Annotated in this window: 20 protein-coding genes and 1 riboswitch; of the genes, 13 read left to right on the top strand and 7 right to left on the bottom strand. The window is 72.2% G+C overall.

Annotated features, from left to right (window positions below):
- Positions 1–276: 276 nt before the first annotated feature.
- From JOD95_RS04790 to JOD95_RS04780, 3 genes are all read right to left on the bottom strand, one after another.
- The gene (locus JOD95_RS04790; RefSeq protein ID WP_066652986.1) at positions 277–843 is read right to left on the bottom strand and encodes a TIGR03086 family metal-binding protein; all 567 of its coding nucleotides are present in this window, start codon (positions 841–843) and stop codon (positions 277–279) included.
- A 528-nt stretch (positions 844–1,371) separates the two neighbouring features.
- Entirely contained in the window at positions 1,372–1,932 is a 561-nt protein-coding gene (locus JOD95_RS04785) for a YceI family protein (RefSeq protein WP_066652989.1), read from the bottom strand.
- Positions 1,933–2,052: 120 nt separating this feature from the next.
- Positions 2,053–2,718 carry a hypothetical protein gene (locus JOD95_RS04780; protein ID WP_209683545.1) on the bottom strand — a complete coding sequence of 222 codons (666 nt, stop codon included), beginning with the start codon at positions 2,716–2,718 and terminating at the stop codon, positions 2,053–2,055.
- Positions 2,719–3,437: 719 nt separating this feature from the next.
- On the opposite strand from JOD95_RS04780, the gene JOD95_RS04775 reads away from it, so the two are divergent.
- From JOD95_RS04775 to JOD95_RS04735, 8 genes are all read left to right on the top strand, one after another.
- Positions 3,438–4,442 carry an aldo/keto reductase family protein gene (locus JOD95_RS04775; protein WP_209683542.1) on the top strand — a complete coding sequence of 335 codons (1,005 nt, stop codon included), beginning with the start codon at positions 3,438–3,440 and terminating at the stop codon, positions 4,440–4,442.
- A gap of 286 nt (positions 4,443–4,728) precedes the next feature.
- Positions 4,729–5,259, top strand: coding sequence for a GtrA family protein (locus JOD95_RS04770; RefSeq protein ID WP_307810374.1), 531 nt, complete (start codon positions 4,729–4,731; stop codon positions 5,257–5,259).
- Complete coding sequence (locus JOD95_RS04765) at positions 5,256–6,791, top strand: glycosyltransferase (protein ID WP_209683536.1); 1,536 nt, start codon at positions 5,256–5,258, stop codon at positions 6,789–6,791. Before JOD95_RS04770 ends, JOD95_RS04765 begins: the two co-directional genes overlap by 4 nt.
- Entirely contained in the window at positions 6,788–8,776 is a 1,989-nt protein-coding gene (locus JOD95_RS04760) for a glycosyltransferase family 39 protein (protein ID WP_066652997.1), read from the top strand. Before JOD95_RS04765 ends, JOD95_RS04760 begins: the two co-directional genes overlap by 4 nt.
- A gap of 338 nt (positions 8,777–9,114) precedes the next feature.
- Positions 9,115–9,963 (top strand): DUF4397 domain-containing protein, encoded by an 849-nt coding sequence (locus JOD95_RS04750; protein ID WP_209683533.1) that lies wholly within the window; start codon positions 9,115–9,117, stop codon positions 9,961–9,963.
- A gap of 131 nt (positions 9,964–10,094) precedes the next feature.
- Positions 10,095–11,246, top strand: coding sequence for a glycosyl hydrolase family 8 (locus JOD95_RS04745; RefSeq protein ID WP_209683531.1), 1,152 nt, complete (start codon positions 10,095–10,097; stop codon positions 11,244–11,246).
- Positions 11,243–11,956: a class F sortase gene (locus JOD95_RS04740; protein WP_209683529.1), complete on the top strand. Its 714-nt coding sequence runs from the start codon at positions 11,243–11,245 to the stop codon at positions 11,954–11,956. The genes JOD95_RS04745 and JOD95_RS04740 overlap by 4 nt, the downstream gene beginning before the upstream one ends.
- A 45-nt stretch (positions 11,957–12,001) precedes the next feature.
- Positions 12,002–12,796: a polyprenol monophosphomannose synthase gene (locus tag JOD95_RS04735; RefSeq protein WP_200884134.1), complete on the top strand. Its 795-nt coding sequence runs from the start codon at positions 12,002–12,004 to the stop codon at positions 12,794–12,796.
- A gap of 177 nt (positions 12,797–12,973) precedes the next feature.
- Here the strand turns inward: JOD95_RS04735 and treZ are convergent, their stop codons facing one another.
- From treZ to glgX, 3 genes are read right to left on the bottom strand one after another with little or no spacing between them, the layout of a single operon-like run.
- Entirely contained in the window at positions 12,974–14,728 is a 1,755-nt protein-coding gene (gene treZ / locus JOD95_RS04730; protein ID WP_209683527.1) for a malto-oligosyltrehalose trehalohydrolase, read from the bottom strand.
- Positions 14,725–17,172, bottom strand: a complete 2,448-nt coding sequence (gene treY / locus JOD95_RS04725; RefSeq protein ID WP_209683525.1) for a malto-oligosyltrehalose synthase — start codon at positions 17,170–17,172, stop codon at positions 14,725–14,727. The genes treZ and treY overlap by 4 nt, the downstream gene beginning before the upstream one ends.
- Positions 17,169–19,583: a glycogen debranching protein GlgX gene (glgX, locus tag JOD95_RS04720; protein ID WP_066653022.1), complete on the bottom strand. Its 2,415-nt coding sequence runs from the start codon at positions 19,581–19,583 to the stop codon at positions 17,169–17,171. Before glgX ends, treY begins: the two co-directional genes overlap by 4 nt.
- Before the next feature lie 129 nt (positions 19,584–19,712).
- Between glgX and JOD95_RS04715 the strand changes: the two genes are divergently transcribed.
- From JOD95_RS04715 to JOD95_RS04695, 5 genes are all read left to right on the top strand, one after another.
- The gene (locus tag JOD95_RS04715; protein WP_058727630.1) at positions 19,713–20,033 is read left to right on the top strand and encodes a hypothetical protein; all 321 of its coding nucleotides are present in this window, start codon (positions 19,713–19,715) and stop codon (positions 20,031–20,033) included.
- 78 nt (positions 20,034–20,111) lie between these two features.
- A riboswitch (TPP riboswitch) is annotated at positions 20,112–20,223 on the top strand.
- Positions 20,219–20,968 (top strand): ECF transporter S component, encoded by a 750-nt coding sequence (locus JOD95_RS04710; RefSeq protein WP_209683523.1) that lies wholly within the window; start codon positions 20,219–20,221, stop codon positions 20,966–20,968. It overlaps the preceding riboswitch by 5 nt.
- 5 nt (positions 20,969–20,973) lie before the next feature.
- On the top strand, positions 20,974–22,740 hold the full coding sequence (locus tag JOD95_RS04705) for an ATP-binding cassette domain-containing protein (RefSeq protein WP_307810373.1): 1,767 nt from the start codon (positions 20,974–20,976) through the stop codon (positions 22,738–22,740).
- Complete coding sequence (locus tag JOD95_RS04700; RefSeq protein WP_307810372.1) at positions 22,737–23,543, top strand: energy-coupling factor transporter transmembrane component T; 807 nt, start codon at positions 22,737–22,739, stop codon at positions 23,541–23,543. The genes JOD95_RS04705 and JOD95_RS04700 overlap by 4 nt, the downstream gene beginning before the upstream one ends.
- The gene (locus tag JOD95_RS04695; protein ID WP_307810371.1) at positions 23,536–24,177 is read left to right on the top strand and encodes an ATP-binding protein; all 642 of its coding nucleotides are present in this window, start codon (positions 23,536–23,538) and stop codon (positions 24,175–24,177) included. The genes JOD95_RS04700 and JOD95_RS04695 overlap by 8 nt, the downstream gene beginning before the upstream one ends.
- Before the next feature lie 69 nt (positions 24,178–24,246).
- On the opposite strand, the gene JOD95_RS04690 is transcribed toward JOD95_RS04695, so the two are convergent.
- On the bottom strand, positions 24,247–25,686 hold the full coding sequence (locus tag JOD95_RS04690) for an MFS transporter (protein WP_209683520.1): 1,440 nt from the start codon (positions 25,684–25,686) through the stop codon (positions 24,247–24,249).
- Positions 25,687–25,753 lie beyond the last annotated feature (67 nt).

Below are 25,753 nucleotides of genomic sequence, written 5' to 3'. Positions count from 1 at the left end.
GGGCGTCGGTCGAGGCGGTCGAGCGGGCGTTGTCTGCTGCGTTCGTGATGGCTCCTTCGTCGATTCCGCCCGCCGGGTGTCCGGCGGGCGGTTCCTGTTGGATGAGTGCTGTCATCGTCATCGTCGTCGTGTCGGGCCGTCAGCAGTCAGGCGTCCGGCCTGCCGAACGACGAACGGGCGGATATTCCTCGCGTGCGCTCACGCTGCCGCTGGTTCCGCCCACTGGCGTGCTGCCGCCGATTCCGTCCCTCGGTGTCGAACGGGCGGAAAGACGCGTCAGGCGTTCACCCTGGCATCGCGACCTGTGACCGCGAGCAGGCGGACCTGCAGCGGCGCATCGTCGTCGACCTCGACCGGCGCGGCGTACAGCCCGGTCGCCGCGAGGTCCTGGATCTGCGGCTCGAAGTACTCCCACACAGCGCGGACGAGTTCGTCGGGCAACGCTTCGTCGGTCCCCGTCGCGCGCGCGAGGTCCCACGTGTGGATGGTGATGTCGCTGGTCTGCTCGGTCAGGTACTCGTCTGCACGGACCACGTCGGTGCTGAGGTGCACGGGAGTGTCAGCGGGCGCGTTCTGCCATGCGCTCGAAGCTGCCGCCGCGAACTTCGCCCACTCGTCGACGAGGTCCTGCCCGATGGGTTCGAGGTCCGCCTCGGCCTGCGCGTAGTCGCACCCCGTCAGGAGCTTGGGGATCCATCGCTGTTCGTCGATGACGTGCGTCACCAGGTCGCGCGTGGTCCACTCCGAGTCGGGAGTGGACGCTTCCCAGTCGGTCACTGCAGCGACGCGGCGTCCGAACTCGGCTGCGGCGAGGGACTGCAGCGCGATCCAGTCGGTGGCCATGGTGGTGCTCCTCTTCGGTCGGGGCGGGTGCGAGGTGCAACGGGACCGACGGACGGGCGATTCCCGCGCTGAACAGGCGACACGCTACGCCCGCTCGCTAGTTCTGTGCGCGTGCGCGGCAGTGCTCGGTGTCGTCTGCGGGCCGAGGGCGGTCGGTCATCGCGACGGTCGGGCGGATCCGGCGTCGAGGTCGAGCCGGCAGCGACGGAAACACCCGCTCGTGCTCGGGCGGGCGGAATCGGTACGCGGCGGCGGGGACGGCTGCGGGAACGGCCCGCTCGTGCCTGAGCGGACGGGATCGGCGCATGCAGGGCAACGGTTGTCACAGGAATGGCCCGCTCGAGTTCACGGGCGGGCGTCCGGCCGGCTCACCGATCACGGACCGGGCCATCGGGAACGCGGAACGGCCCGGCTCCGTGGGGGAGGAGCCGGGCCGTTCGCCGGGTACTGCAGGTACTTCGTTCGGTGTCCGCGGCCGTCGTCCCCGCGCTCGGGCGGGGCGACAGCCGTGGTTCAGTGACCCGGAGGTCAGGCCGCCTGGAGGACGAACTGCACGTCGAGGTTGATGGTGACGTCGTTGCCGAGCGTGAAGCCGCCGGCCTCGAGCGCCGCGTTCCAGTTCACGCCGAACTCGGTGCGGTCGATCTTCGTGGTCGCCTCGGCGCCGAGCTTGACCTGGCCGTAGCCGTCGGTGGTCACGCCACCGAACTCGGTCTTCAGCGTGACGTTCTTGGTCACGCCGCGGAGCGAGAGCTCACCGTCGATGAGCATGTCGTCGCCGTCCTCGCGGATGCCGGTCGACTTGAAGGTCATCTGCGGGTGCTCCTCGGTGAGGAAGAAGTCACCGGTGGCGAGGTGCTGATCGCGCTGCGCCTGGTTCGTGTTGATGCTCGCGACGTCGATCGAGGCCTCGAGGGTCGTGTCGAGCGGGTTCTCGGCGGTGACGAGCGTCGCGTCGAAGCGCTCGAAGGAGCCCTTGACCTTGCTGATCGCGAGGTGGCGAACGGAGAAGGTGACCTCGGAGTGGGTCGGGTCGATCTTCCAGGTACCGGTCTGGTAGCCCGGGATGGCGGAGGCGTTGAGCGTCATGGTGACTCCTTACGAGAGCGTTGGTCTGCGGTTCCCGACCAGGCGAGCATCTTCATGCGCCTGCATCGATTCGAACTGTAGCCCATTGTGCACCTGTTTGGTTGAAGCGTCAACCAATGTTCACGTGAACGTCGCAACGGGATGTCGGGACCGCGTGTCGTGCCTCCCGGCCGTGCCCGTCGTGAGCAGCCGCCGGATGCGCTCCACGAAGTCGTCGGCGAGCGGACCGACGTCATCCGCTGTGGCCCGGATCAGCCACCAGTCGACGTCCTTCAGTCGCTCGCCGCGTGTCAGGTCCTTGCGGAACTCCCGCGGGTCGGATCGGTGGAGGTCGCTCTCGTACTCGATCGCGACCCTCGCGTCCGGGTAGGCCAGGTCCACGCAGGCGACCCATCTGCCTCCGACGACGACGTCGTGGTTGCGCGACGGAAGGGGGAGTCCGCGCCGGACCAGGACCAGTCGGAGACGTGTCTCGCCCGGGCTCCGCGAGCCCGGGCGCACCTCGGCGAGCGCGGCGCGTGCCTTGCGGACGTGCCGCCCGCCGCGGTGGCGGCGGACGACGGCCCTGAGTTCGTCGACCGTGCACCAGTTCAGCCATCCGACCAACGCGTCGCCGGCGATGACGAGCTCGTCGACCGTGAGGAACGCTGCCAGCACGACGAAGGTGGTGGCCGGGTCCACGATCGGGGTGGTCCCGGAACGGACGACGTTCGCGAGGTGTGCCCTGGTTCGGTGTCCGACGGTCCCGCGCACGCGGATGGCCTGGTCCTTGCCGATGGTGGTCACGTGGATGCGTCGGTCTGCCTCGAGTCTGCGTGGGAGCGGTATGCCGAGGAGGTGCGCTGCGGTCGTGTGACTGAACGCCTGGTCGTACCGGAGCCGTGGAGCGACCGCGCGTGCACGGTCCGCGTGGGAGGTGGGTGGGGTCCAGCACCGTGTGCCGTGGAAGGGGCGGCAGAGCCGTCGTGAGCGGAGTCGGCTTGCCGGGACACCGCGGTGCAGTGCCTCGCGGACGCGGAAGGGGCGTCCGCGGAGCGGCGGCGGGAAGTGGTCGGCGAGGGACATGCGGGCAGCGTGCCTGATCGTCCAGGTCGGCCGTGGCGGGTGCTGTCGAGCTGTGGACGGGCGCCGGACGGAGCGAGGTGTGCAGGACTCGTGCCTTGCCGAGGACCGGTGCGTGCGGCCCGGAGCGGGCGGATCCGGGCTGTTGCTGCTCGCACCCCGAGCGGGCGGATCCGGATGAGGTCGGGAGGCGCGCGTCGCGTGTTCCGCCCACTCGCGCCAGCACCCGATCCGATTCCACCCGACCACACCGCGTCGCGTGTTCCGCCCGCCCACGCAGGCGGCGCCCACGCCGGCGGCGCCCATTCCGGCGGCGCCCATTCCGGCGGCGCCCGTGCCGGCGGCGCCCGTGCCGGCGGCGCCCGTGCCGGCGGCGCCCGTGCCTCTCCACAGGTACTCGCACACCCCCTCACGAGAGCGCTCACTCCACTAGCGTCAGGAGCATGGAATTCAGGTACCTGGGCAACTCCGGACTCAAGATCTCCGAGATCACCTACGGCAACTGGCTGACGCACGGCTCGCAGGTCGAGAACGACGTCGCCACCCAGTGCGTGCGGGCAGCGCTCGACGCCGGCATCACCACGTTCGACACCGCCGACACGTACGCCAACACCGCGGCGGAGACGGTCCTCGGCGAGGCGCTCAAGGCCGAGCGTCGCCAGTCGCTCGAGATCTTCACGAAGGTCTACTGGCCGACCGGGCCGAAGGGGCACAACGACGTCGGCCTCTCCCGCAAGCACATCACGGAGTCGATCGACGGCTCGCTCGAGCGCCTGCAGACCGACTACGTCGACCTCTACCAGGCGCACCGCTACGACCACGAGACGCCGCTCGAGGAGACCATGCAGGCCTTCGCGGACGTCGTCCGTCAGGGCAAGGCGCTCTACATCGGCGTCAGCGAGTGGAACGCGGAGCAGATCCGCGCCGGTGCCGCGCTGGCGAAGGAGCTCGGCTTCCAGCTCATCTCGAACCAGCCGCAGTACTCGATGCTGTGGCGCGTCATCGAGGGCGAGGTCGTCCCCGCCTCGAAGCAGCTCGGTCTCAGCCAGATCGTCTGGTCCCCGATCGCACAGGGTGTCCTCACCGGCAAGTACAAGCCGGGTCAGCCGGCCCCCGAGGGGTCCCGCGCCACGGACGAGAAGGGCGGCGCGGACATGATCAAGCGGTTCATGCGCGACGAGGTCCTCGAAGCCGTGCAGCGCCTGCAGCCCGTCGCCGACCAGGCCGGCCTCACGCTGGCCCAGCTCGCGATCGCGTGGACGCTGCAGAACCCGAACGTCGCCTCGGCGATCGTCGGCGCGTCCCGCCCCGAGCAGGTCACCGACAACGTGAAGGCCGCGGGCGTGACGCTCGACGCTGATGCGCTCGCCGCCATCGACGAGGCGCTCGGCGACATCCCGGAGCGCGATGCCAGCAAGACGGTCAGCCCGGAGCAGCGCCCCGCGTAGCGCGCGACCGACCGACGGACGGGAGGCACGGTGCCAGCTGGCACCGTGCCTCCCGTCCGTCGTACAGCAAGCTCACGACGAGCGCGACCGTCCGGACGGACTGCCCTTCTGGCACCTGATCAGCAAAAAGGCTGAAGGATGTTCACTGATGAACGGCAGGTGTCGCGGAACTGGCAGAGTCCTGGCAGGGGCTGTACCCCGACCAAACCACTCCGCAACGTGCCCCCGAAGAGGGGGCATGACCCGAACCGTCACCCCCGTTCTGGTGCCACCAGGCACAGGCTCGGTGCCGACCTCCACCGCCTCGACCGCCCACCCAGCGGCGACCGGCGTCCCTGCGGCGAGCGTCGCACGACCGGCCTTCGGCCCGCGGCTCCGCGCCACCATGACGCAGCTCGCGTCGTTCGGCGCCATCGGAGCGATCTGCTTCCTCATCGACCTCGGCGTCTACAACCTCCTGCGCGCGACCGTCCTGCCCGACGGTCCGATCGCCGCGAAGATCGTCTCCGCCGTCATCGCCACGGTGGTCGCGTGGCTCGCGAACCGCTCGATCACGTTCCGTTCGCAGCGGCAGGTCGGCCGGAAGGAGACCCTCCGCGAGGGACTCCTCTTCGCCGTCACGAACGTCATCGGTCTCGGCATCGCCGCGGCCTGCCTGTTCGTCTCGCACTACGTCCTCGGCTTCACCTCGACCCTCGCCGACAACGTCGCCGGCAACGGGGTGGGTCTCGTCCTCGGCACCGTCTTCCGGTTCGCCGCGTACAAGGCCCTCGTCTTCCGTTCCACCGACGCTCACGCGAAGGAGCACGCCGCATGACCATCACCACCACGCTGCTGACGGCCGCCGGGCCGCTGCTGCAGCCGAACGAGGGGACCGGTCCCGCCGGGGACCTCCCGAACCGCGGGACCACGGACGTCCCGACGGGAGGCTCGGGGCAGGCTCCGCAGGTCGCCTGGTCGCTGGGCGAGTGGGTCGGCTACTCGGCGCTCATCGCGGTCTCCGTGCTGCTCACGGTGATCGCGCTCACCACGCTGTGGTGGATGCTGCACGCCTGGCGCTCACGTGACGCGCTGAAGTCGACGAGCTTCAGCCAGACCCCGCTGCCGGCCGCCCACCGCTTCACCCTGCTGGTGCCCGGTCGGCACGAGCAGGACGTGATGGGCGAGACGCTCGACATGCTCGCGACGCAGGACCACCCGGACTTCGAGATCATCGCGATCGTCGGCGAGGACGACCCGGAGACGGACGCCGTCGTGCGCGCGGCTGCGGAGCGTCATCCAGGGCTGATCCGCGTGGTCGTCGACGACACCGCACCGAAGAACAAGCCGAAGGCGATGAACCTCGCGCTGCAGTACGCGACGGGCGACATCGTCGGGGTGTTCGACGCCGAGGACGAGGTCTACCCGAAGCTGCTGTCGCTCGTCGACTCGCGCTTCCAGGAGACCGGCGCAGACGTCGTGCAGGGCGGCGTCCAGCTGATGAACTTCAAGTCGAGCTGGTGGTCGCTCCGCAACGTGCTCGAGTACTACTTCTGGTTCCGCTCGCGACTGCACTTCCACGCGGGCTCGAAGTTCATCCCGCTCGGCGGCAACACCGTCTTCGTGACGAAGGAGCGCCTCGAGTGGTCGGACGGCTGGGATGCGCACTGCCTCGCCGAGGACTGCGAGCTCGGCGTCCGGCTCTCCGCCGACGGCGCGAAGGTCGTCGTCGCCTACAGCCCCGAGGCCGTCACCCGCGAGGAGACGCCGCCCACGTTCGCGTCCCTGCTCAAGCAGCGGACCCGATGGAACCAGGGCTTCCTGCAGGTGCTCGGCAAGGGGGAGTGGAAGAAGCTGCCGTCCTTCCGCCAGCGCTTCTTCGCCCGCTACATGCTGACCATGCCGTTCATCCAGGCGGCGACCGGTCTGCTCATCCCGCTCAGCGTCCTGATGATCCTCTTCGTCAAGGTGCCGACGGCGATCGCCCTCGTCTCGTTCATCCCGGTGGCGCCCACGCTCATGCTGCTCGCCGTCGAGGTCGTCGGACTCAACGAGTTCGGTCGCATCTACAAGGAGAAGGTCCGCATCCGCGACTACGTGAAGCTCGTCCTCGGCCTGGTGCCGTACCAGGTGTTCCTCGCCGCAGCGGCGGTCCGTGCCGTCGTCCGCCACGTCAAGGGGCAGAACGGGTGGGAGAAGACCGAGCACACGGGCCAGCACCGCACCGGTGGCGCTCAGCCCGAGGTCGTCGGGTTCGCGTCCGAGCTGACCGGCTCGGCTGCGTCCGCATCATCGGCTGCGTCCTCGTCCTCGTCCTCGTCCTCGTCTGAGCGTGCGCTCGCCGGTTCGTCTGCAGGAGGTGCCCGATGACCGCCACCATCACCCACACCACCGGGATCCCCGTCCGGGGTGCCGCCTCCCTGTCCGGCGTGCGCGGTTGGTTCCGTGTCCACGCGGCGAGCATCGGTTGGCTGGTGCCCGTCCTCATCGTGACCGTCGTGGTGCAGGCGTGGAACATGACCGGTACCCCGCAGCGCATCGACGACGAGGGGACCTACACCGCCCAGGCGTGGGCGATCGCCAACCTCGGGGAGATCACCCACTACACCTACTGGTACGACCACCCGCCGCTGGGGTGGATCCAGATCGCGGCGTACACGTCGCTGACCGGGGCGTTCGCGCGCTACCCGTTCGCCGTCGAGGCCGCCCGCGAGGCGATGGTCTTCTTCGCCGCCGTCTCCAGCGTCCTGCTCTTCGTCCTCGCGCGTCGACTGGGCGCAGGTCGCGTCACGGCCGCGGTCGCGGGGCTCGTCTTCGCCCTCTCGCCGCTGGCCCTGCAGTACCACCGCACGGTCTACATCGACAACGTCGCGACGCCGTGGCTCCTCGCCGCGTTCGTGCTGGCGCTCAGCCGACGCCAGCAGCTCGCCGGGTTCGCCGGAGCCGCCGCGTGCCTCGGCGTCGCGGTGCTCTCCAAGGAGACGTACCTGCTCGCGCTGCCGTTCCTGATCTGGATCGCGGTCCGCCGGGCCGACAGGAGCACCCGTCGGTACACGCTGAGCGTCGCCGGGGCCGTCCTGGTCGTCATCGGTGGCGGCTACCTGCTGCTCGCCGCGGTCAAGGGTGAGCTCCTGCCCGGCGCCGGCCGGGTGAGCCTCTTCGAGGGCATCACCTACCAGCTCGGTTCGCGCACCGCGTCGGGATCGATCTTCGACGGAGGCAGCCTGGCGAACCAGGCCGCCGCACAGTGGTGGGCGCTCGACCCCGTCTTCATCGTGCTCGGTTCGGCCGCCGCGGTCGTCGGGCTCTTCCTGCGCCGGGTCCGCCCGATCGCCGCGATGCTCGTCTTCCTGCTCGCGATGATGTTCCGCCCGAACGGGTACCTGCCGGTGCCGTACGTCATCGTGCTCGTGCCCTTCGCAGCGCTGCTCGTCGCGTACACCGCCGAGCGAGCGGTCCTCGCGCTCGCCGGACGGATCCGGTCCAACGCCCGGACCCGGGTGCACGGAATCGCTCGACGTGGCTTCGGTGCCGCCTGGGCCGTGGTCACCGCAGCGGCCGTCGTCGTGGCGGTGCCGCTCTGGGGCACGCAGCTGCGCGGGTTCACGTCGGCGAACCTCGATCTGCCGATGCAGCAGGCCGAGCAGTGGGTCGGCGACAACGTCCCGAAGTCCTCGCGGCTGCTCGTGGACGACGCCATGTGGGTCGACCTGGTCCGCGACGGGTACGCCCGCAACAACGTCATCTGGTACTACAAGCTCGACACCGACGCCGCCGTCCAGCGCCAGTCGCCGAACGGGTGGAAGGACTCCGACTACGTGGTCACGACGGACTCGATGCGCACCGGCGGGAACTCCTCGCAGGACGTGTCGCTCGCCATCCGGAACTCGACGAGCGTGGCCACGTTCGGCACCGGCGACCAGCAGGTCGACGTCCGTCGCATCCACTCCGAGGGCGAGGCGGCCGCGAACGACGCGATCACCGCCGCGACGAACGGGCGGAAGACGATGGGGACCGAGCTCGCGCAGAACCCGGCGCTCCGTGCCGACGCCGGCACGAAGTCGCAGTTCCGAGCGGGTCAGGTCGACTCGCGCGCGATGCTCGCCCTCGGTCAGGTGCTCGCTGACCAGTCGGTGGCGGTCGAACGATTCCGCCCGCTCACGGGGGAGGACGGGCAGCCCTTCCGCCGGCTCGTCGTGCAGACCGCCGACCGGGCGGATGCTGCTCGTGCCGTCGCCACCTTCGATGCCATGAGCGACGGGATCCGCCCGGCCGACGTCGAGCGCGACGGGGAGCGGGTCGTCGTGACCTACACCCCGGCCGATCCCACGACGACGCCGACGAGCGCCTCCTGACCCCGGCCCCGTCGTGAGCGGGCGGAACCGGTAGCCGAACCGGCAGCCCCCGAGCAGGATCCGCCCGCTCGCGGAACGGCGAGCGCCTCCCGACCCCGGCCCCGTCGTGAGCGGGCGGAACCGGTAGCCGAACCGGCAGCCCCGAGCAGGATCCGCCCGCTCGCGCACCGCCACCGGCCACCAGCCCCGCTCCCCACCTCCACCCCCCACACGCTGCCCAGCCCCACGGTCCGCCCACACCCACACCCGCACCTGCTCCCCAGCCCCAGCCCCAGCCCCAGCCCCAGCACCAGCCCCAGCACCAGCACCTGTACCACCCGAACCGAAGGAGCACCACGATGCACGCACGCACCTCCGCGCCCACCGTCACCCGCCGCGCCACCCGCCGCCCGGTCGTCGTCGCCGGGATCGCCGCCGCCGTCGTCGCCGCCACCGTCGGCCTCGCCGCACCGCAGACCGCCTCGGCCGCGACCGGCTCCGACGAGGGCTGGCTCCGCGTCGGCCACCTCTCCCCGGACACCAAGGGCGTCGACGTCGAGCTGACCAGCCTGTCCGGCGGCAAGACGGTGTTCGAGCTCGACGACGTCACGTACGGCCAGGTCAGCCCCTACCAGGAGCTCCCCGTCGGCACCTACGTCCTCTCGATGCGCGCTGCCGACGCCCCCGACTCCACCCCGGTGATCTCGACCGACGTCCAGGTCCAGCAGGGCGACGCGAACACCGTCGTCGCCTACGGCAAGAACGACGACCTGCAGACCAAGGCGTTCACCGACGACCTGCAGCAGCCCGGTGACGGCAAGGCCAAGCTCCGTCTCGTCCAGGCCGCGACCACGGCGAAGGAGGTCGACGTCAGCACGACCGACGGCACCGCCATCGCCGAGGACGCCTCCTTCGGCACGGCCACCCGGTACGCGACGGTCGGCGCCGGCAAGTGGTCGCTCGACGTCTCCGGCAGCGGCCAGCGCGGGACCGCCGAGGTCGACCTCGCCGGCAACACCGTCTCGACGCTCTTCGTCCTCGACGACAGCAAGGGCGACCTGACCGTCGTGCCCGTCACCGACGCGGCCGCCACGGCAACGACCCCGTCCGGTGGGGTCCAGACCGGTGGTGGCGGCGCAGCCGCCGACCGCCCCGTCACCGAGTTCACGCACGCGATCGTCGCGGCGTTCCGCTCGCTGTTCCACTGACCGACGGGCAGCCGACGGGTCGCGTGACCCGTCGGGCCCGGCCTGGAGGCGCGGATCACCGCAGCCCGAGCGCCCACCTGGTGCGCGCCTCCCGTCCGACCGTCCCCGACCACCCCGGAAGAGGTGCCGGCATGACCCGCAGGACCTGGATCCCCATCACCGCCGCAGCGGCGGTCGTCGTCGCCGTCGGCGCCGCCCTCGTCGCCGTCCGTCCGTGGAGCGACGCCGTACCGCAGGCAGGAGCGACCTCGAGCGTGACCTCGTCGCCCGCCCCGGACGTCGACCGCAGCGCCGCCGAGCTGCGGCAGGACTTCCTCGACGACTACGTGCAGGACGGCCGGGTCGTCCGCACCGACCAGGGCGGTGACACCGTCAGCGAGGGGCAGGCCTACGGTCTGCTCATCGCCTACGCGGACGACGACCGTGCGACCTTCGGCGACATCTGGTCGTGGACGAAGCGGCACCTGGTGACCGACGACGACCTGCTCGCGTGGCGGTGGACGCCGGAGGACGGGGTCGTCGACGGCCAGTCCGCGAGCGATGCCGACCTCGACGCCGCCCGGGCACTCGTGCTCGCCGGCGACCGGTGGGGCGACGAGCGGTACACCGCCGCGGGCAGGGCCATGGCGTCGGCGATCCTCGAGCACGAGACGGCGGAGACCGACCTCGGGACGATCCTGCTGCCGGGGCCGTGGGCGGACACCGAGCCGTACCGGTACGACGCGTCCTACGCGTCACCCGCCGCGTTCCGGATCCTGGAACGGGCGACCGGAGACCGCCGCTGGGCGGAGCTCACCGAGGGCTCCCGTGCGGCGACCGCCGCCGTGCTCGACGTCAGCGACCTGCCGAGCGACTGGTCCCAGGTGCACGCCGACGGCACGGTCGAACCGATGCCCGCGAACGGCGACCAGGGCAGCGTCGTCTACGGGTGGGACGCGATGCGGCTGCCGCTGCGCTACGCCGAGGCGTGCTCGGCCGAGGACCGCACGCTCGCCGGGTCGATCGCGCCGACCCTGCGCCGGAGCACCGAGCTCGCAGCCCAGCTCGACCTGGGCGGCACGGCCGTGACCGGGGACACCAGCGCGCTCGCCTACGCCGCACGGGCAGCGGCCGAGCACGCGGCCGGCTCGTCGGCGGCGGCGTCGGCCGACCTGCGGCGAATGGACCGGACCTCGGCGACCACCCCGACCTACTACGGCGACGCGTGGGCAGCGCTCGGCGCGACCATGCTCACGTCCGACGTCCTCGGTGGCTGCGCGACCGACGCGGGAGGCGCCTCGTGACCGGGCGTCGAACCGCGACCGGACCGAGCCGGTGGTGGTCCGGCCGCCCCGGCGTGCTCGTCGGTGGAGCGGTGGCGGCGGTCCTCGTCGGCGGCGGCATCGCCGGGGTGGCCGTCGCCACCACGGGGACCGACGCCGCGGGGACCCGGACGGCGGCGACCAGCAGCCCGTCCGCGAGGACTGACCCGGGTGCGGCGGCGAACGGCTCCGGGGCAGGCGAGACGTCGGGCTTCCAGGACCCCGCTGCCCCGGCGGCACGCTCGACCGCCACGCCGGTGCGGGTGGAGATCCCGGCGATCGGTGTGTCCTCGGGCCTCGAGGACCTCGGCCGCGGTGCCGCTGGGGAGCTCGACCCGCCGGAGGACTGGGACAGCGCGGGCTGGTTCGCCGACGGCATCGTGCCGGGGCAGGTCGGGCCGGCCGTGATCGCCGGGCACGTCGACAGCCCGACGAGCGCAGCCGTCTTCTTCCGGCTCGACGAACTCGTGGCCGGGGACGAGATCCACGTGGCGATGTCCGACGGCACGACCCGCACCTTCACGGTCGACCGTTCGGAGCGCGCCGCGAAGTCGGCCTTCCCGACGAGTGACGTGTACGGCAGCGCACCGACCCCGCAGCTCCGGCTGATCACGTGCGACGGTACGTTCGACACCGCGACCGGGCACTACACGGACAATCTGATCGTGTTCGCAGACCTGACGTCGGGCTGACGCAGGGCGACCCGATACCCTTCGATGCGAACCGCGAGGAGCACCATGAGCACGTCCCTGGTCATCATCCCGACCTACGACGAGGCGGAGAACGTCCGCCCGATCGTCGCCCGCACCCTGGCCGCGACCGACGACAGCGTCCACGTGCTCGTCGTCGACGACAACTCCCCGGACGGTACCGGCGACATCGCGGACGAGATCGCGCGTGAGACCGACCGGGTCCACGTGATGCACCGGACGGTGAAGGACGGCCTCGGCGGCGCGTACCTCGCGGGGTTCGCCTGGGGCCTCGAGCACGGCTACGACAAGCTCGTCGAGATGGACGCGGACGGCTCGCACCACCCGGAGTACCTCCCGTGGATGCTCGAGCTCGCCGACTCGAACGACCTCGTGCTCGGCTCCCGCTGGATCAAGGGTGGCGAGGTCGAGAACTGGCCGTGGTACCGCGAACTGCTGTCCCGCGGCGGGAACCTCTACACGCGGATGGCGCTCGGCATCGCGGTGCGTGACGCGACCGGCGGCTTCCGGGTGTTCACGTCGAAGGCGTTCGAGCGGATCGACCTGGCCGGGGTCGCGTCGAAGGGGTACTGCTTCCAGGTCGACCTGTGCTGGCGTGCGCTCGAGGCCGGGTTGCGGGTCGTCGAGACGCCGATCACCTTCACCGAGCGCGAGTTCGGCGTCTCGAAGATGAGCGGCAACATCGTCCGTGAGAGCCTGACGCTCGTGACGAAGTGGGGCATCGACCGGCGGGTGCGCGAGGTGCGCTCCGTCGTGAAGGACCACCGCCGACTGCCCTCGGTGCGCAAGAACGCGCACGCGGTCGGAGACCAGTCCGCCTGACCCGCAACGGCCCGGGACCGGTGCCGGTGACGGCCCGGTGACGGCCCGGTACCGGTAGCGGTTCTGCCGCGCCGTGCCCGGCCGGTGTCGTGGCCACTCTGCTCCGCGGAAGCAACAGTCCCCCGTGGGGGTTCCACGGGGGACTGTCGCTCACGCAGATCGGTCAGGGGACGTCCGTCAGCGCAGGACCACCACGCCGCGCGACGCGAACCCGACCACACCGGCGTCGACGCTCGCCTCACCGAAGCGGTAGAGCTCCTCACCGGTCGCGTCCGGGACGGACACCTCGGCAGCGTCGTCGGCGAAGTTCACCACGACGTGCACCGGCGCCGCGTCGGGCCCGAGCAGACCGCGGGTCAGCACGAGCCAGCGGTCGTCCCCGTCGAAGCGGACGGCGTTCGCCTCGTAGCGGTGGTCGACGAAGGCCTGCTCGGTGCGGCGCAGCGCGACGAGCACGCGGTAGGCCCGGAGGATCCGCGCACCCCGCTCCGAGGTGACGTCGGCCCAGTCGAGCTTCGAGTTCGAGAACGTCGTCGGGTCCTGCGGGTCCGGGACGACCGATTCGTCCCAGCCGTGCTCCGCGAACTCGGCGATCCGACCCTTCGCCGTGATCTCGCCCAACGCCTTCTCCGGGTGGGAGGTGAAGAACTGCCACGGCGTGGTCGCGGCGAACTCCTCGCCCATGAACAGCATCGGCGTGAACGGGCCGAGCAGCGTCAGCGCCGCAGCGATGACGAGCGACTCGTCGTCGAGTGACGCCGCGAGCCGGTCGCCCGCGGCGCGGTTGCCGATCTGGTCGTGGTTCTGGTTCGCGACGACCAGCGCCGTCGCGGGCGACGTCCCGCGGTCGATCGGTCGACCGTGCCGCTTCCCGCGGAACGACGACCAGGTGCCGTCGTGGAAGAACCCGTGCTCCAGGACCTTCGCCAGCGCCGAGAGCGGTGCGAAGTCGGCGTAGTAGCCGTTCGTCTCGCCGGTGAGCGCCACGTGGACGGCGTGGTGGAAGTCGTCCGACCACTGTCCGGTCAGGCCGTACCCGGAGGCCTCCTGCGGACGGAACATGACCGGGTCGTTGAGGTCCGACTCGGCGATGAGCGAGAGCGGGCGCCCGACGAACTCCGAGTACGACTCGGTCTCGGAGGCCATGACCTGCAGCACGTGCGGGCGCGTGGTGTCCCGGATCGCGTGCACCGCGTCGAGCCGGAGTCCGTCGACGTGGTGGTCGCGGAACCACATCCGCACGTTGTCCAGCACGTACCGGCGGACCTCGGGGTGCTCGACGTTGACCGAGTCGCCCCAGGTGTTCCCGAGCCCCTGCAGCAGGTACGGACCGTACAGCGGCAGGTAGTTCCCGCTCGGGCCGAGGTGGTTGTAGACGACGTCCTGGATGACCCCGAGGCCCAGCGCGTGGGCGGTGTCGACGAAGCGGTCGTAGGCGTCGGGACCGCCGTAGGGGTGGTGCACGGCGAACCAGCCGACCCCGTCGTAGCCCCAGTTCCACTCGCCGTTGAGGGCGTTGACGGGGAGCAGTTCGACGAACTCCACGCCGAGCTCGACGAGGTGGTCGAGCTTCGCGGCCGCAGCGTCGAGGGTGCCCTCGGGCGTGTAGGTGCCGATGTGCATCTCGTAGATCACACCGCCGCGGGCGGGACGGCCCGTCCAGGCCTCGTCGGTCCACGCGAAGCGCTCCGGGTCGACGACCTCGGACGTGCCGTGCACCCCGTCCGGCTGGTACCGGCTGCGGGGGTCCGGACGGACGTCCTCGTCGTCGTCGATGCGGAAGCCGTAGCGGGCACCGACCACGGGAGCGACCTCGTCGGTGCTCCACCAGTCGTCGTCACCGCGGGTCAGGGCGTACTCGACGTCGTCGACGACCAGGCGCACGCGCTCGGGGTTCGGCGCCCAGACGGCGTAGCGGGCGGGAACGGTCATGCGTGACCCTCCAGGATCTCGATCTCGGCCTGCTGGTCGGAGACGGCGGCGCCGTCCGGTCCGGCGGCCGCGGGGGTGGTCGTCGACGTGGACGAGGAGGCAGCGGCCGCCCCGGCGTCGGCGAGGTCGGCGGGCACGAGGAGCGCCACCGGCAGGTCCGTGAGCAGCTCGGCGAGCGCGATGCCGCGGGACGCCGGGAACCGTCGACCGGTGAGCAGGTCGATCCGGTCGAGCGGCACCGGGTGCACCAGGGTGTCGCCCCAGCCCCCGACCCGCTCGAGTCCGACGGGCAGGCGTGTCGCGACGGTCACGGCACCGCCGCGGTCGAACGCCAGGACGTGGTCGGCGGCGCTGCCCGTGGCCTCGAGCCCCAGGTAGCGGGTGAACAGCTCGGGGTGGTCGCGGCGCAGGCGCAGGGCCCGGCTGACGACGAGGGTCTTCACGGCACCGTCGAGTCCGACGGCCGGCAGCCGCTCGGGGCCGTCGTCCTCGGGGCCGTCGAGCCCGGCGAGCACGTGCCGGAGCTCGGCGTAGTCGACCGGTCGGCGGTTGTCCGGGTCGACGAGCGACCGGTCCCAGCCCTCGGTGCCCTGGTAGACGTCCGGCACGCCGGGCATCGTCAGCTGCACGAGCTTCTGGGCCAGCCCGTTCGACCAACCGGCAGCGTTGATGACAAGGTCGAGCTCGTCGAGCACGGCCACGACCTGCGGATCGTCGAACGACGCGTCGACGAGCGCGTGCATCTGCTCCTCGAACGCCTCGTCCGGCTCGGTCCACGTCGTGCTGTCGCCGGCCTCGCGCGACGCCTTCTCGGCGTAGGCGTGCAGGCGCTCGCGGCTCGCTGGACGTGCACCGACGACGGCCTGCCACAGCAGGTCCGCCATCACGGCGTCGTCGAGCGGGGCCAGGGACCGCAGCCGCGCGAGGGCGTCGGCCCACTCGGAGCCGAGCTCGGCGAGCACGCTGATGCGCGCACGGGTGTCCTCGCTGCGCTTCGTGTCGTGCGTGGTGAGCGTCGTCATGGTGTGCGGCCAGCTGCCCTGGCGGTCGCGCTGGGCCTGGTGGAAGTCCTCCACCGAGACGGCGAACAGGCTCGGGTCGGCGCCGACCTCGCTCAGGGTGGTCAGGCGCGACGTGCGGTAGAACGCGGTGTCCTCGACGCCCTTCGCCATCACCATGCCCGACGTCTGCTGCAGCCGGACGGCCGCGGCGTGACCGGGGTCGACGAGCGCCGGTGCGATGCGGTCGATCACGTCGTCGAGGTCCGGGCGGGCCTCGGCGGCGCGTTCGAGGGCGTCGATGAGGTGGTGGACGCCCTCGGGCAGGTACGTCCGGTAGACCTCGAAGGACGCGACGATCTCGGCGACGGCGTCGACGACGCGGTCCTCGGGCACGTCGGGTGCCACGGGGGCGAGGAGCCGTGCGAGCCGGCGGACCTCGCTGCCGAGGATGCCGTCGGCGATCCCGCGCCGGGTGTCGTGCGTGAGCTGCTGCCAGTCGGCGGGCTCGGCACCGGACGCGGCGGTGAGCGCCGGTTCACCCGCGGGGTCGACGAAGACACGGTCGACCACGGCGAGGGCGTCGTAGCCGGTGGTGCCGTCGACCGGCCACGACGACGGGAGCTGCTCGCCGGGCTCGAGGATCTTCTCGACGAGCGTGTACGCGCCGCCGGTGAGGTCGTGCAGGTCCTGCAGGTACCCGGCGGGGTCGTACAGGCCGTCCGGGTGGTCGATGCGCAGGCCGTCCACGAGCCCGTCGCGGAACCAGCCGCCGATCGTCGCGTGGGACGAGGCGAACACTTCGGGCTCCTCGACGCGGATCGCCGCGAGGGTGTTGACCGCGAAGAAGCGACGGTAGTTGAGGTCGTGGTCCGCGCGCTTCCAGTGCACGAACTCGTAGTGCTGACGGGCGTGCACGGCTGCGACGTCGTCACCGTCCTGCACGGTCCCCTCGGCCGCCGGGTAGGCGGTCTCGCCGACGTACAGCCGGCCGTCCCGCAGCTCGACCGCGTCGAGCAGCCGGTCGTCGAGCACCGGGATCCGGATGCGCCCGTCCCCGGCCTGCCAGTCCACGTCGAAGGCCCACGCGACGGGGGAGCCCTGTCCGGACTCGAGCAGGGACCACCACCACGGGTTCGCCTCGGGAGTGGCGACGCCGACGTGGTTCGGCACGATGTCGACGAGGACGCCCAGCCCGGCGGCGTGCGCGGCCTCGGCGAGGGCTCGGAGCGCGGCGTCGCCGCCGCGCTCGGTGTCGACGTGCGAGTGGTCGACGACGTCGTAGCCGTGCTGCGACCCGGGCTCGGCCTGCAGCACGGGGGAGAGGTAGACCCAGTCGGCACCGAGGGTGCGGATGTGGTCGACCACGCCCCGGGCGGCGTCGAGGTCGAAGTCTGCGGTGACCTGCAGCCGGTAGGTGGACGTGGGGACGCGGCGAGCGCTCACGCGGTGGCTCCTGTGGGATCGGGTTCGGGTTCGGTGTCAGGGGAGTCGGGGTCGGCGTCGGTCTCGTTGACCGGGTCCGTTGCGGACGTGCCCTCGGCCGACGCCGTCAGCTGTTCCGCCCCGGACGGAGCAGCGTCGGACGGTTCCGCGCCGGACGGTGCAGCGTCGGACGGTGCAGCGTCGGACGGTTCCGCCCCGGACGGTTCCGGGTCGGTGGCGGACGCCGCCGTGGACGCCGCGGGGTTGGTCGGGGTGGACTGCCGCCCGCCCTCGACCGACTCCACCTGCGTGGTGGTGACCTCGTGGTCGGGCTCGGCACGGAGCACGATCATCGAGCGCGCCGGCACGTCGAGCGGGGTCCCGGCGTCGAGGACCGTCTCGCGGGCGCCGGGTTCGGCCGTGTCGATCCGGACGGTCCACCCGGGCGAGTACTCCTCGGGCGGCAGGGTGAAGGTCACGACGTCGTCGTGTGCGTTGTAGTACGTCAGGAACGCCACGTCGGTCACACGCTCGCCCCAGCGGTCGCGGCCGCGGATGCCCTCGCCGTTCAGGTACATGCCGACGCTCTTGCCGAAGCCGGAGTCCCAGTCCTCGGGGTCCATCGCGTCGCCGGACGGGGTCAGCCACACGACGTCGGGCAGTGGCTCGCCCTCGCCCCGGCGCACCGGACGACCGTTGAAGTACCGGGTGCGGCGGAAGGTCGGGTGGTCGTGCCGGAGCTTCACGACGTCGGCGGTGAACTGCACGAGTTCGTCGTCGGCGTGCTCCCAGTCGATCCAGCTGATCGCGGAGTCCTGCGCGTACACGTTGTTGTTGCCGTGCTGGGTGCGGCCGAGCTCGTCGCCGTGGGCGATCATCGGCACGCCCTGGCTGAGCAGCAGGGTGGCGAGGAAGTTCCGCCGGCGCTGCAGTCGGAGCGCGGCGACCTCCGGGTCGTCCGTCGGCCCCTCGACGCCCGAGTTCCACGACCGGTTGTGGCTCTCGCCGTCGTTGTTGTCCTCGCCGTTGGCGTCGTTGTGCTTCTCGTTGTACGCGACCAGGTCGTACAGCGTGAAGCCGTCGTGGGCGGTGATGAAGTTGATGCTCGCCTTGGGCGTCCGGCCGTCGTGCTCGTACAGGTCGGCCGACCCGGAGATGCGCGAGGCGAACTCGCCGAGCGTCGAGGGCTCGCCCCGCCAGAAGTCACGCACGGTGTCGCGGTACTTGCCGTTCCACTCGGACCACTGCGGCGGGAAGTTGCCGACCTGGTACCCGCCGGGCCCGACGTCCCACGGCTCGGCGATGAGCTTGACCTGGGACACGATCGGGTCCTGCTGGACCAGTTCGAAGAAGGCCGCGAGCCGGTCGACCTCGTAGAACTCGCGGGCCAGGGCCGCGGCGAGGTCGAAGCGGAACCCGTCGACGTGCATCTCGGTGACCCAGTACCGCAGCGAGTCCATGATGAGCTGCAGCGAGTGCGGGTGCCCGACGTTGAGCGAGTTCCCGGTGCCCGTGGTGTCCATGTAGTACCGCTTGTCGTCCTCGACCAGGCGGTAGTACGCCGCGTTGTCGATGCCGCGGAAGGACAGCGTCGGCCCGAGGTGGTTGCCCTCTGCCGTGTGGTTGTAGACGACGTCGAGGACGACCTCGATGCCGGCACGGTGGAGCTCGCGCACCATCGCCTTGAACTCCTGCACCTGCTGCCCGCGGTCGCCGGACGACGAGTAGTGCGAGTGCGGCGCGAAGAAGCCGATCGTGTTGTAGCCCCAGTAGTTCGACAGCCCCTTCTCCTGCAGCGTGGAGTCGTTGACGAACTGGTGCACCGGCATGAGCTCGAGCGTCGTGATCCCCAGGCGCTTGAGGTGCTCGATGACCGCCGGGTGCGCGACACCGGCGTAGGTGCCCCGTTGCTCCTCGGGCACGTCGGGGTGCGTCTCGGTGAGGCCCTTGACGTGCGCCTCGTAGATCACCGTCTCGCCGTAGGGGACCCGGGGAGCCCGGTCACCCTGCCAGTCGAAGAACGGGTTGATGACGACGCCCTTCATCATGTGGGACGCCGAGTCCTGGTCGTCGGTCGAGTCCGGGTCGCCGAACGTGTACGAGAACAGCGCCTGGTCCCAGTCGATGTCCCCGCTGGTCGCCTTGGCGTACGGGTCGAGGAGCAGCTTGTGCGGGTTGCCGCGCAGTCCGTTCGCCGGGTCGTACGGGGCGTGCACGCGGAAGCCGTACTCCTGCCCCGGGGCGACGTTCGGCAGGTAGGCGTGCCAGACGTGTGCGTCCACCTCGACCAGGTCGACGCACTCCTCGTTCCCCGCGTCGTCGAAGAGGCACAGTTCCACGCGGTCGGCGACCTCGCTGAACAGGGCGAAGTTCGTGCCGCTGCCGTCGTAGGTCGCCCCGAGGGGGTACGGGTTGCCGGGCCAGGTGTGCAAACAGTCCTCCAGGTGTGGGTTCCGCCACGGTATCGGCGCGGGCCGTCCGCGTCCGCAGACAAGCCCCAGGGGTGGACGGCCGCCGGTGCTCGCCGGCCTGTGGAGGAACCGCCGAGTAGCCTCGCGCGCATGGCCAACATCGTGAGTCAGATCGCAGACAAGGTGCGCCCCGTGGGCGTCTCGACCAACTACGGCGAACCGGTCGAGGTCGGGGACCAGACCCTCATCCCGGTGTCCATCGGCTGGTTCGGCTTCGGCGCCGGCGGGGACGACGAGAACGGCGGCGGCGGTGGCGGCGGGGCGTCGATCCCCGTCGGTGCCTACGTGCGTCGCCCGGGGCAGGACCTGCAGTTCGAGCCGAACCTGATCTCGCTGCTCGCGGTGAGCATCCCCACCATCTGGGTGACCGGCAAGGCCCTGAGCAAGGTGATCCGCGCCCTCAAGAAGTGACCCACCGGACGGGAGGCCCGTGGCGACGCCGCCACGGGCCTCCCGTCCGTCACGCGGTCGCGACCGCGTCTAGACTGCTGCCACACACACGGGAGTCCGGGACCGCCGGGCTGAGAGGGAGCGAACGGCGCTCCGACCGTCGAACCTGATCCGGGTCATGCCGGCGCAGGGAGGAGTCAGCAACCATGCCTGCAACCACGCAGTCCGCAGCACCGTCCACCACCGTCAGGCGCTCGTTGCGCTGGCGGGTCGTCGACATCGTCGTCGCGAGCGTCCTCGCCGTCGCGATCGGTGTCGTCTTCAAGCTCTGGGAGTTCGGCTACGAGCCGATCAGCGCCGTCGCCGCCCTGGTCCTCCCCGGCACCCAGGCACTCTTCGGCGGGGTCTGGCTGCTCGCCGGGCCGCTCGTCGCCATCGTCGTCCGGAAGCCCGGGGCCGCACTCTACGCCGAGATGGTCGCCGCCAGCGTCGAGGCACTGCTCGGCACCCAGTGGGGGTGGCTGACGCTCGAGGCCGGTCTCGTGCAGGGCCTCGGGGCCGAGGTCGTGCTCGCACTGTTCCTCTACCGGGCCTACCGGCTGCCGGTCGTCGTGCTCGCCGGTGCCGCCGCGGGGCTCGCCCTCGGCATCAACGACACGGTGCTCTGGTACCCGGGGCTCGACGCGGCGTTCAAGACCGTCTACGTCGTGTCCGCGGTGGTGTCCGGCGCCGTGATCGCCGGGCTCGGTTCGTGGCTGCTCGTGCGGGCGCTCGCCGCGACCGGCGTGCTGTCCTCGTTCGCCGCAGGGCGTGAGCACGCCCGACGGACGCACGCGACGACCCCGCAGGACTCGTCCGCCCCGACCGGCGCGACCGTTCCGCTCGACGGCGCGCAGTCCGGCACCGCGACGCCTGCTGCCGAGCAGGCCGAGCGCGGGTCCCGCGCCGCTCGGTGACGGCCGTGTCGTCCTCGGGGGCGGCGCGGATCGCCTTCCGTGACTGGGGCTGGCGGTACGCCGGGCGCGACGCGTGGGCGGTGCGCGGTCTCGACCTCGTCGTCGAGCCGGGTGAGCGCGTCGCGGTCGTCGGCCCCTCGGGCGCCGGCAAGTCGACGGTGCTCCGCGCGGTCGCAGCGGTGCTGGCGGACGAGCCGGACCCCGACGACGACACCGCCGCAGCCGTGCAGGGCTCGGTCCTGGTCGACGGCGCCGACCCCCGCGCGGTCCGCGGGCGCGTCGGCCTCGTCATGCAGGACCCCGAGGCCCACACGGTGATGTCGCGCATCGGCGACGACGTGGCCTTCGGGTGCGAGAACACCGGCGTCCCGCGGGCCGAGACGTGGGAACGCGTCCGGCACGCGCTCGGGGTCGTCGGCCTCGACCTGCCGCTCGACCGGTCGACGAGCCGGCTCTCCGGCGGGCAGCGGCAGCGTCTGGCGCTCGCGGGCGTGCTCGCGATGCGCCCCGGCGTGCTCGTGCTCGACGAACCGTGCGCGAACCTCGACCCCGAGGGCGTGGCGCAGGTCCACGACGCCGTGCGGGCGCTGCTCGACACCAGCGGTGCGACGATGCTCGTGGTCGAGCACCGGATCGGCACCTGGCTCGACCTGGTCGATCGACTCGTGCTCCTCGAGCCCCGGGGCGGGGTCGTCGCGGACGGGACCCCCGCGTCGGTGCTCGCCGAGCACGGTCCGGCGCTGACGGCGGCGGGCGTGTGGGTGCCCGGTGCCGAGCCGGCGCGGGGATCGTCCCGGGCCGGCGGCGGACGTCCGGACGCGCCGTCGACCGGTGCCGGACGTCCGGTCGCGCCGTCGACCGAGCGAGCGGGCGGATCAGCACCGGGAGCACCGGTGGCCGGGGGCGCCTTCCGCCCGCGCGACGATGAGACGGCGCTGCTCGAGGCGCGGGGACTCGCGACGGCGCGCGGGGGCATCCTCGGACGTGCCGGCGGGACCCGTGTCGGCAGCGGCATCGACCTCGGGGTCCGTCGCGGTCGGGTCCTCGGGGTCACCGGTCCGAACGGCGTCGGCAAGTCGACGCTCGGCCTCACCCTCGCCGGGCTCCTGCGGCCGTCCGGAGGGACACTCCTCGCGACGCCCGACCTGGCCGGGGAGGCCGGTGACGCGCCGATCCGGTGGACGAGCCGGCAGCTCGCGGCCCGGATCGGGTCGGTGTTCCAGGACCCCGGACACCAGTTCGTGGCGCGCAGTGTCCGCGAGGAGCTCGGTGCCGGACCGCGCGCGCTCGGGATGTCGGACGCCGACGCGCGGGTGGAGGAACTCCTCGACGCGTTCGGGCTCCGGCACCTCGCCGACGCCAACCCCTTCACCCTGTCCGGCGGTGAGCAGCGGCGGCTCGCGATCGGTGCCGTCGTCGCCTCGCGGCCGCCCGTGGTCGTGCTGGACGAACCCACCTCGGGCCAGGACCGTGCGACCTGGCAGGCCGTGGTCGACCTGCTCGGGGCGCTGGCGGACGTGGGGACGGCGCTCGTCGTGGTGACGCACGACCGTGACCTCGTCCGTGCGCTCGACGCCGACGAGGTCGTGCTCGCCGCCGACGGTGCGAGGGCCGTGCCGCCGGCCGGAACCGCCGTGCCGCCGACCGGAACCGCCGTCCCACCGGACGGACGCGGTGACCCCTCGGCCGGACCCGGCACCCCGCCGGCCGGACCGGACGCCCCGTCGACCGGACCCGGCGGACCCCGACCGACCAGGGAGGTGCACCGGTGACCGCCCCGACGACCCGCGCCGGTGCGGGCGGGCGAGCCGAGCCTCCCGGCCGGACGCGCCGCGGCGTCGCCGGCGTCCAGCCCGTCGCCGCGATGCTCGGCGTGCTCGCACTCGGCCTGTGCCTCGTGACGAGTCTCGACGTCGTCTCCGCGGCCGTCGCGCTCGCGCTGGAGCTGCTGCTCCTCCCGGTGCTCCGGATCCCGCCGCGGACCCTGCTGCTGCGGGCGTCGCCGGTGCTCGTCGCCGTGCCCCTGACGGCGCTGAGCATCGCGCTGTACGGGCGGCCCTCCGGGCGGGAGTGGTTCGACCTCGGCTTCGTCCACGTCACCGACGGGTCGCTGACGCTCGCGCTGGCGACCGCGCTGCGGGTCCTCGCGGTCGGGCTGCCGGCCGTCGTGCTCTTCGTCGGGGTCGACCCGACCGACCTGGCCGACGGGCTCGCACAGCTGCTGCGGCTGCCGGCCCGCTTCGTGCTCGGGGCCCTGGCCGCGGTGCGGATGACGACCCTGCTCGGCGAGGACTGGCGCCAGCTCGCCAGGGCACGCCGCGCACGGGGGCTCGCCGACCACGGGCGACTGCGGCGCGGAGCGTCGATGGCCTTCGCGCTGCTCGTGCTCGCACTCCGCCGGGCGACCACGCTGGCGGTGGCGATGGAGTCGCGCGGCTTCGGCGCTCCCGGTCCCCGGACGTGGGCGCGGCAGGCGCGGTTCGCGGGACCGGAGTGGGCGATGGTCGCCGTGCTGGTGGGGATCGGTGTCGCGTCGATCGGGGTGGCCGTGGCTGCGGGGACGTGGCGTGCCTGAGCGCGCGCGGCCGGACGCGACCGCCTCGGGTGCGGTCGCCGGGGGAGCGGTGCCGGATGTGACGGCCCGGGGTGCGCGGCCGGACGCGACCGCCGGGGGAGCGGCACCGGATGCGGCGCTCGTCGAGGGGATCGCCGCGGCCGCGGTCGGCGCTGCTGCCGCCACCGGTCGACGGCTCGTCGTGCTGGTCGACGGGCGCTCGGGCACCGGGAAGACCACGCTGGGCGACGCCGTGGCGGCACGGCTCGGCGCACGGGTCGTGCACCTCGACGACGTCTACCCCGGGTGGGACGGCCTGCGCGCGGCCGCCGACGCGGTCGTGTCCGACGTGCTCGGGACGCCGTCGGGGTACCGGCGCTGGGACTGGGAGCGGTCCGAGCCGGCGGAGTGGGTGTCGATCGAGTCGCACGAGCCGCTGGTGGTCGAGGGGTGCGGGGCGCTCTCCCGGCGGTCCGCCCCGAACGCGACCCTCCGGGTGTGGCTCGAGGCGGACGACGACGTCCGACGCGACCGGGCGATCGGCCGCGACGGCGAGGTGTTCGCCCGCGAGTGGGAGCGCTGGGCTGCCCAGGAGCGCGCCTTCATCGCCGCCGAGGCGCCCGCCGAGTTCGCGGACCTGGTGCTCAGGACGTAGTCGGCGGGGTCGACGGCGAGACCCGGGCTGACCGACGTCCCTCGCGGCCCGGATCCCGAGCCCCGTCGCTCAGCCCGATACTGGCCCACCGGCACCGGCACCGGCACCGGCACCGGCACCGGCACCGGCACCGGCGCCGGCACCGGCACCGGCACCGGCACCGGCCGCCCGGGCGTCCGCCCGCCGCGCGTCGCGCACCGGGTCGACCGCGAACACCGCGGCCACGACCGACAGCACCGCGTACACGCCGAGGTACGCGCACAGGATCCACGGCGAGCCCCCGCCCACCTCGACGAACACCGCCGCGAGCAACGGCGTCAGCCCCACCGAGAAGATCGACCCGATCTGGTACCCGAGGCTCATCCCCGAGTAGCGCCGCCCGGTCGGGAACTGCTCCGCGAACCACGCCGCCTGCGGACCGTAGATGCTGTCGTGGAACACGCTCATGCCGATCAACGCCACGAGCGGCAGCAGCACCAGGGGCCCAGCGTCGAGGAACGCGAAGAACGGCCAGATCAGCACGCCGATCCCGATCGCCGACCCGATCGCGAGCGGCCGGCGCCCGACCCGGTCGGACAGCCACCCCCAGAACGGCGTCGACACGAGCGACACCGCCGAGATCACGAGCACCGCCTGGAGCCCGGCCGCCGAGCCCTCCTCGCCGCGCTTCGCCCCGAGGTACGTCAGCGAGTACGTCGTCAGGATCGAGTAGAGCGCCGGCTGGACGAGCCGCAGTCCTGCGGTGACGAGGATCGACCGCGGGTGCCGACGGACCGCCTGCCACACCGGGAACCGTTCGACACCGCCGGACGCGCGCAGCGTCTGGAACACCGGGGCATCCTGCACGCCGAGCCGGATGACGAGTCCGACCGCGACGATGACCGCGGAGAACAGGAACGGCAGGCGCCACCCCCAGGCCAGGAACGCCTCGTTGCCGAGCAGGGTCCGTACGAGCGTGAAGACCCCGGTCGCCAGCAGCATGCCGCCGGCGGACCCCATCTGCGTGAACGCCCCGAACAGTCCCCGGTGCCGCGCCGGCGCGTGCTCGACCGACAGCAGCGCCGACCCGCCCCACTCCGCGCCGGCTGCGACGCCCTGGAGCAGTCGCAGCACCACGAGTGCGACCACCGCGCCGACCCCGATCGTCGCCGCCGAGGGGATCACCCCGATGAGCGTCGACGCGATGCCCATCAGCACGAGGGACGCCACGAGCAGCTTCTTCCGCCCGATCCGGTCGCCCAGGTGCCCCGCCACGATGCCGCCGAGCGGCCGTGCGACGAAGCCGACACCGTAGGTCGCGAAGGACGCGATCACACCGACGGCCGGCGTGACGGACGGGAAGAACGTCGGGGCGAACACGAGCGCCGAGGCCGTCGCGTACAGGTAGAAGTCGTAGTACTCGACGGTCGTCCCGACGAACGACGCGAGCGCGACGCGACGTCGGGTCGCGTTCGTGGACGGAGACGGGGGACGGACGGGAGGCGCGGCTGCGGTCGTCTGGGTCGGCATGCCTCAGGAGCATGGTCGCCGCCCGGCCGCCGCGGAACCGCGCCCGTAACGCGAGGTCACGTCATGA

Origin of the sequence: Curtobacterium sp. 1310 (assembly GCF_017834105.1) — a bacterium.
In the GTDB taxonomy this organism is placed as follows: domain Bacteria; phylum Actinomycetota; class Actinomycetes; order Actinomycetales; family Microbacteriaceae; genus Curtobacterium.
Note: the sequence above shows the minus strand (reverse complement) of the source record. Positions and strands in the feature narration are given on the sequence as shown.

Excerpts from the sequence above, each read along its gene's own strand:
- JOD95_RS04790 (WP_066652986.1), bottom strand. The coding sequence starts at position 843 with ATGGCCACCGACTGGATCGCGCTGCAGTCCCTCGCCGCAGCCGAGTTC.
- JOD95_RS04785 (WP_066652989.1), bottom strand. The coding sequence starts at position 1,932 with ATGACGCTCAACGCCTCCGCCATCCCGGGCTACCAGACCGGTACCTGG.
- JOD95_RS04775 (WP_209683542.1), top strand. The coding sequence starts at position 3,438 with ATGGAATTCAGGTACCTGGGCAACTCCGGACTCAAGATCTCCGAGATC.
- JOD95_RS04765 (WP_209683536.1), top strand. The coding sequence starts at position 5,256 with ATGACCATCACCACCACGCTGCTGACGGCCGCCGGGCCGCTGCTGCAG.
- JOD95_RS04760 (WP_066652997.1), top strand. The coding sequence starts at position 6,788 with ATGACCGCCACCATCACCCACACCACCGGGATCCCCGTCCGGGGTGCC.
- JOD95_RS04750 (WP_209683533.1), top strand. The coding sequence starts at position 9,115 with ATGCACGCACGCACCTCCGCGCCCACCGTCACCCGCCGCGCCACCCGC.
- JOD95_RS04745 (WP_209683531.1), top strand. The coding sequence starts at position 10,095 with ATGACCCGCAGGACCTGGATCCCCATCACCGCCGCAGCGGCGGTCGTC.
- JOD95_RS04735 (WP_200884134.1), top strand. The coding sequence starts at position 12,002 with ATGAGCACGTCCCTGGTCATCATCCCGACCTACGACGAGGCGGAGAAC.
- treZ (WP_209683527.1), bottom strand. The coding sequence starts at position 14,728 with ATGACCGTTCCCGCCCGCTACGCCGTCTGGGCGCCGAACCCCGAGCGC.
- JOD95_RS04715 (WP_058727630.1), top strand. The coding sequence starts at position 19,713 with ATGGCCAACATCGTGAGTCAGATCGCAGACAAGGTGCGCCCCGTGGGC.
- JOD95_RS04710 (WP_209683523.1), top strand. The coding sequence starts at position 20,219 with ATGCCTGCAACCACGCAGTCCGCAGCACCGTCCACCACCGTCAGGCGC.
- JOD95_RS04690 (WP_209683520.1), bottom strand. The coding sequence starts at position 25,686 with ATGCCGACCCAGACGACCGCAGCCGCGCCTCCCGTCCGTCCCCCGTCT.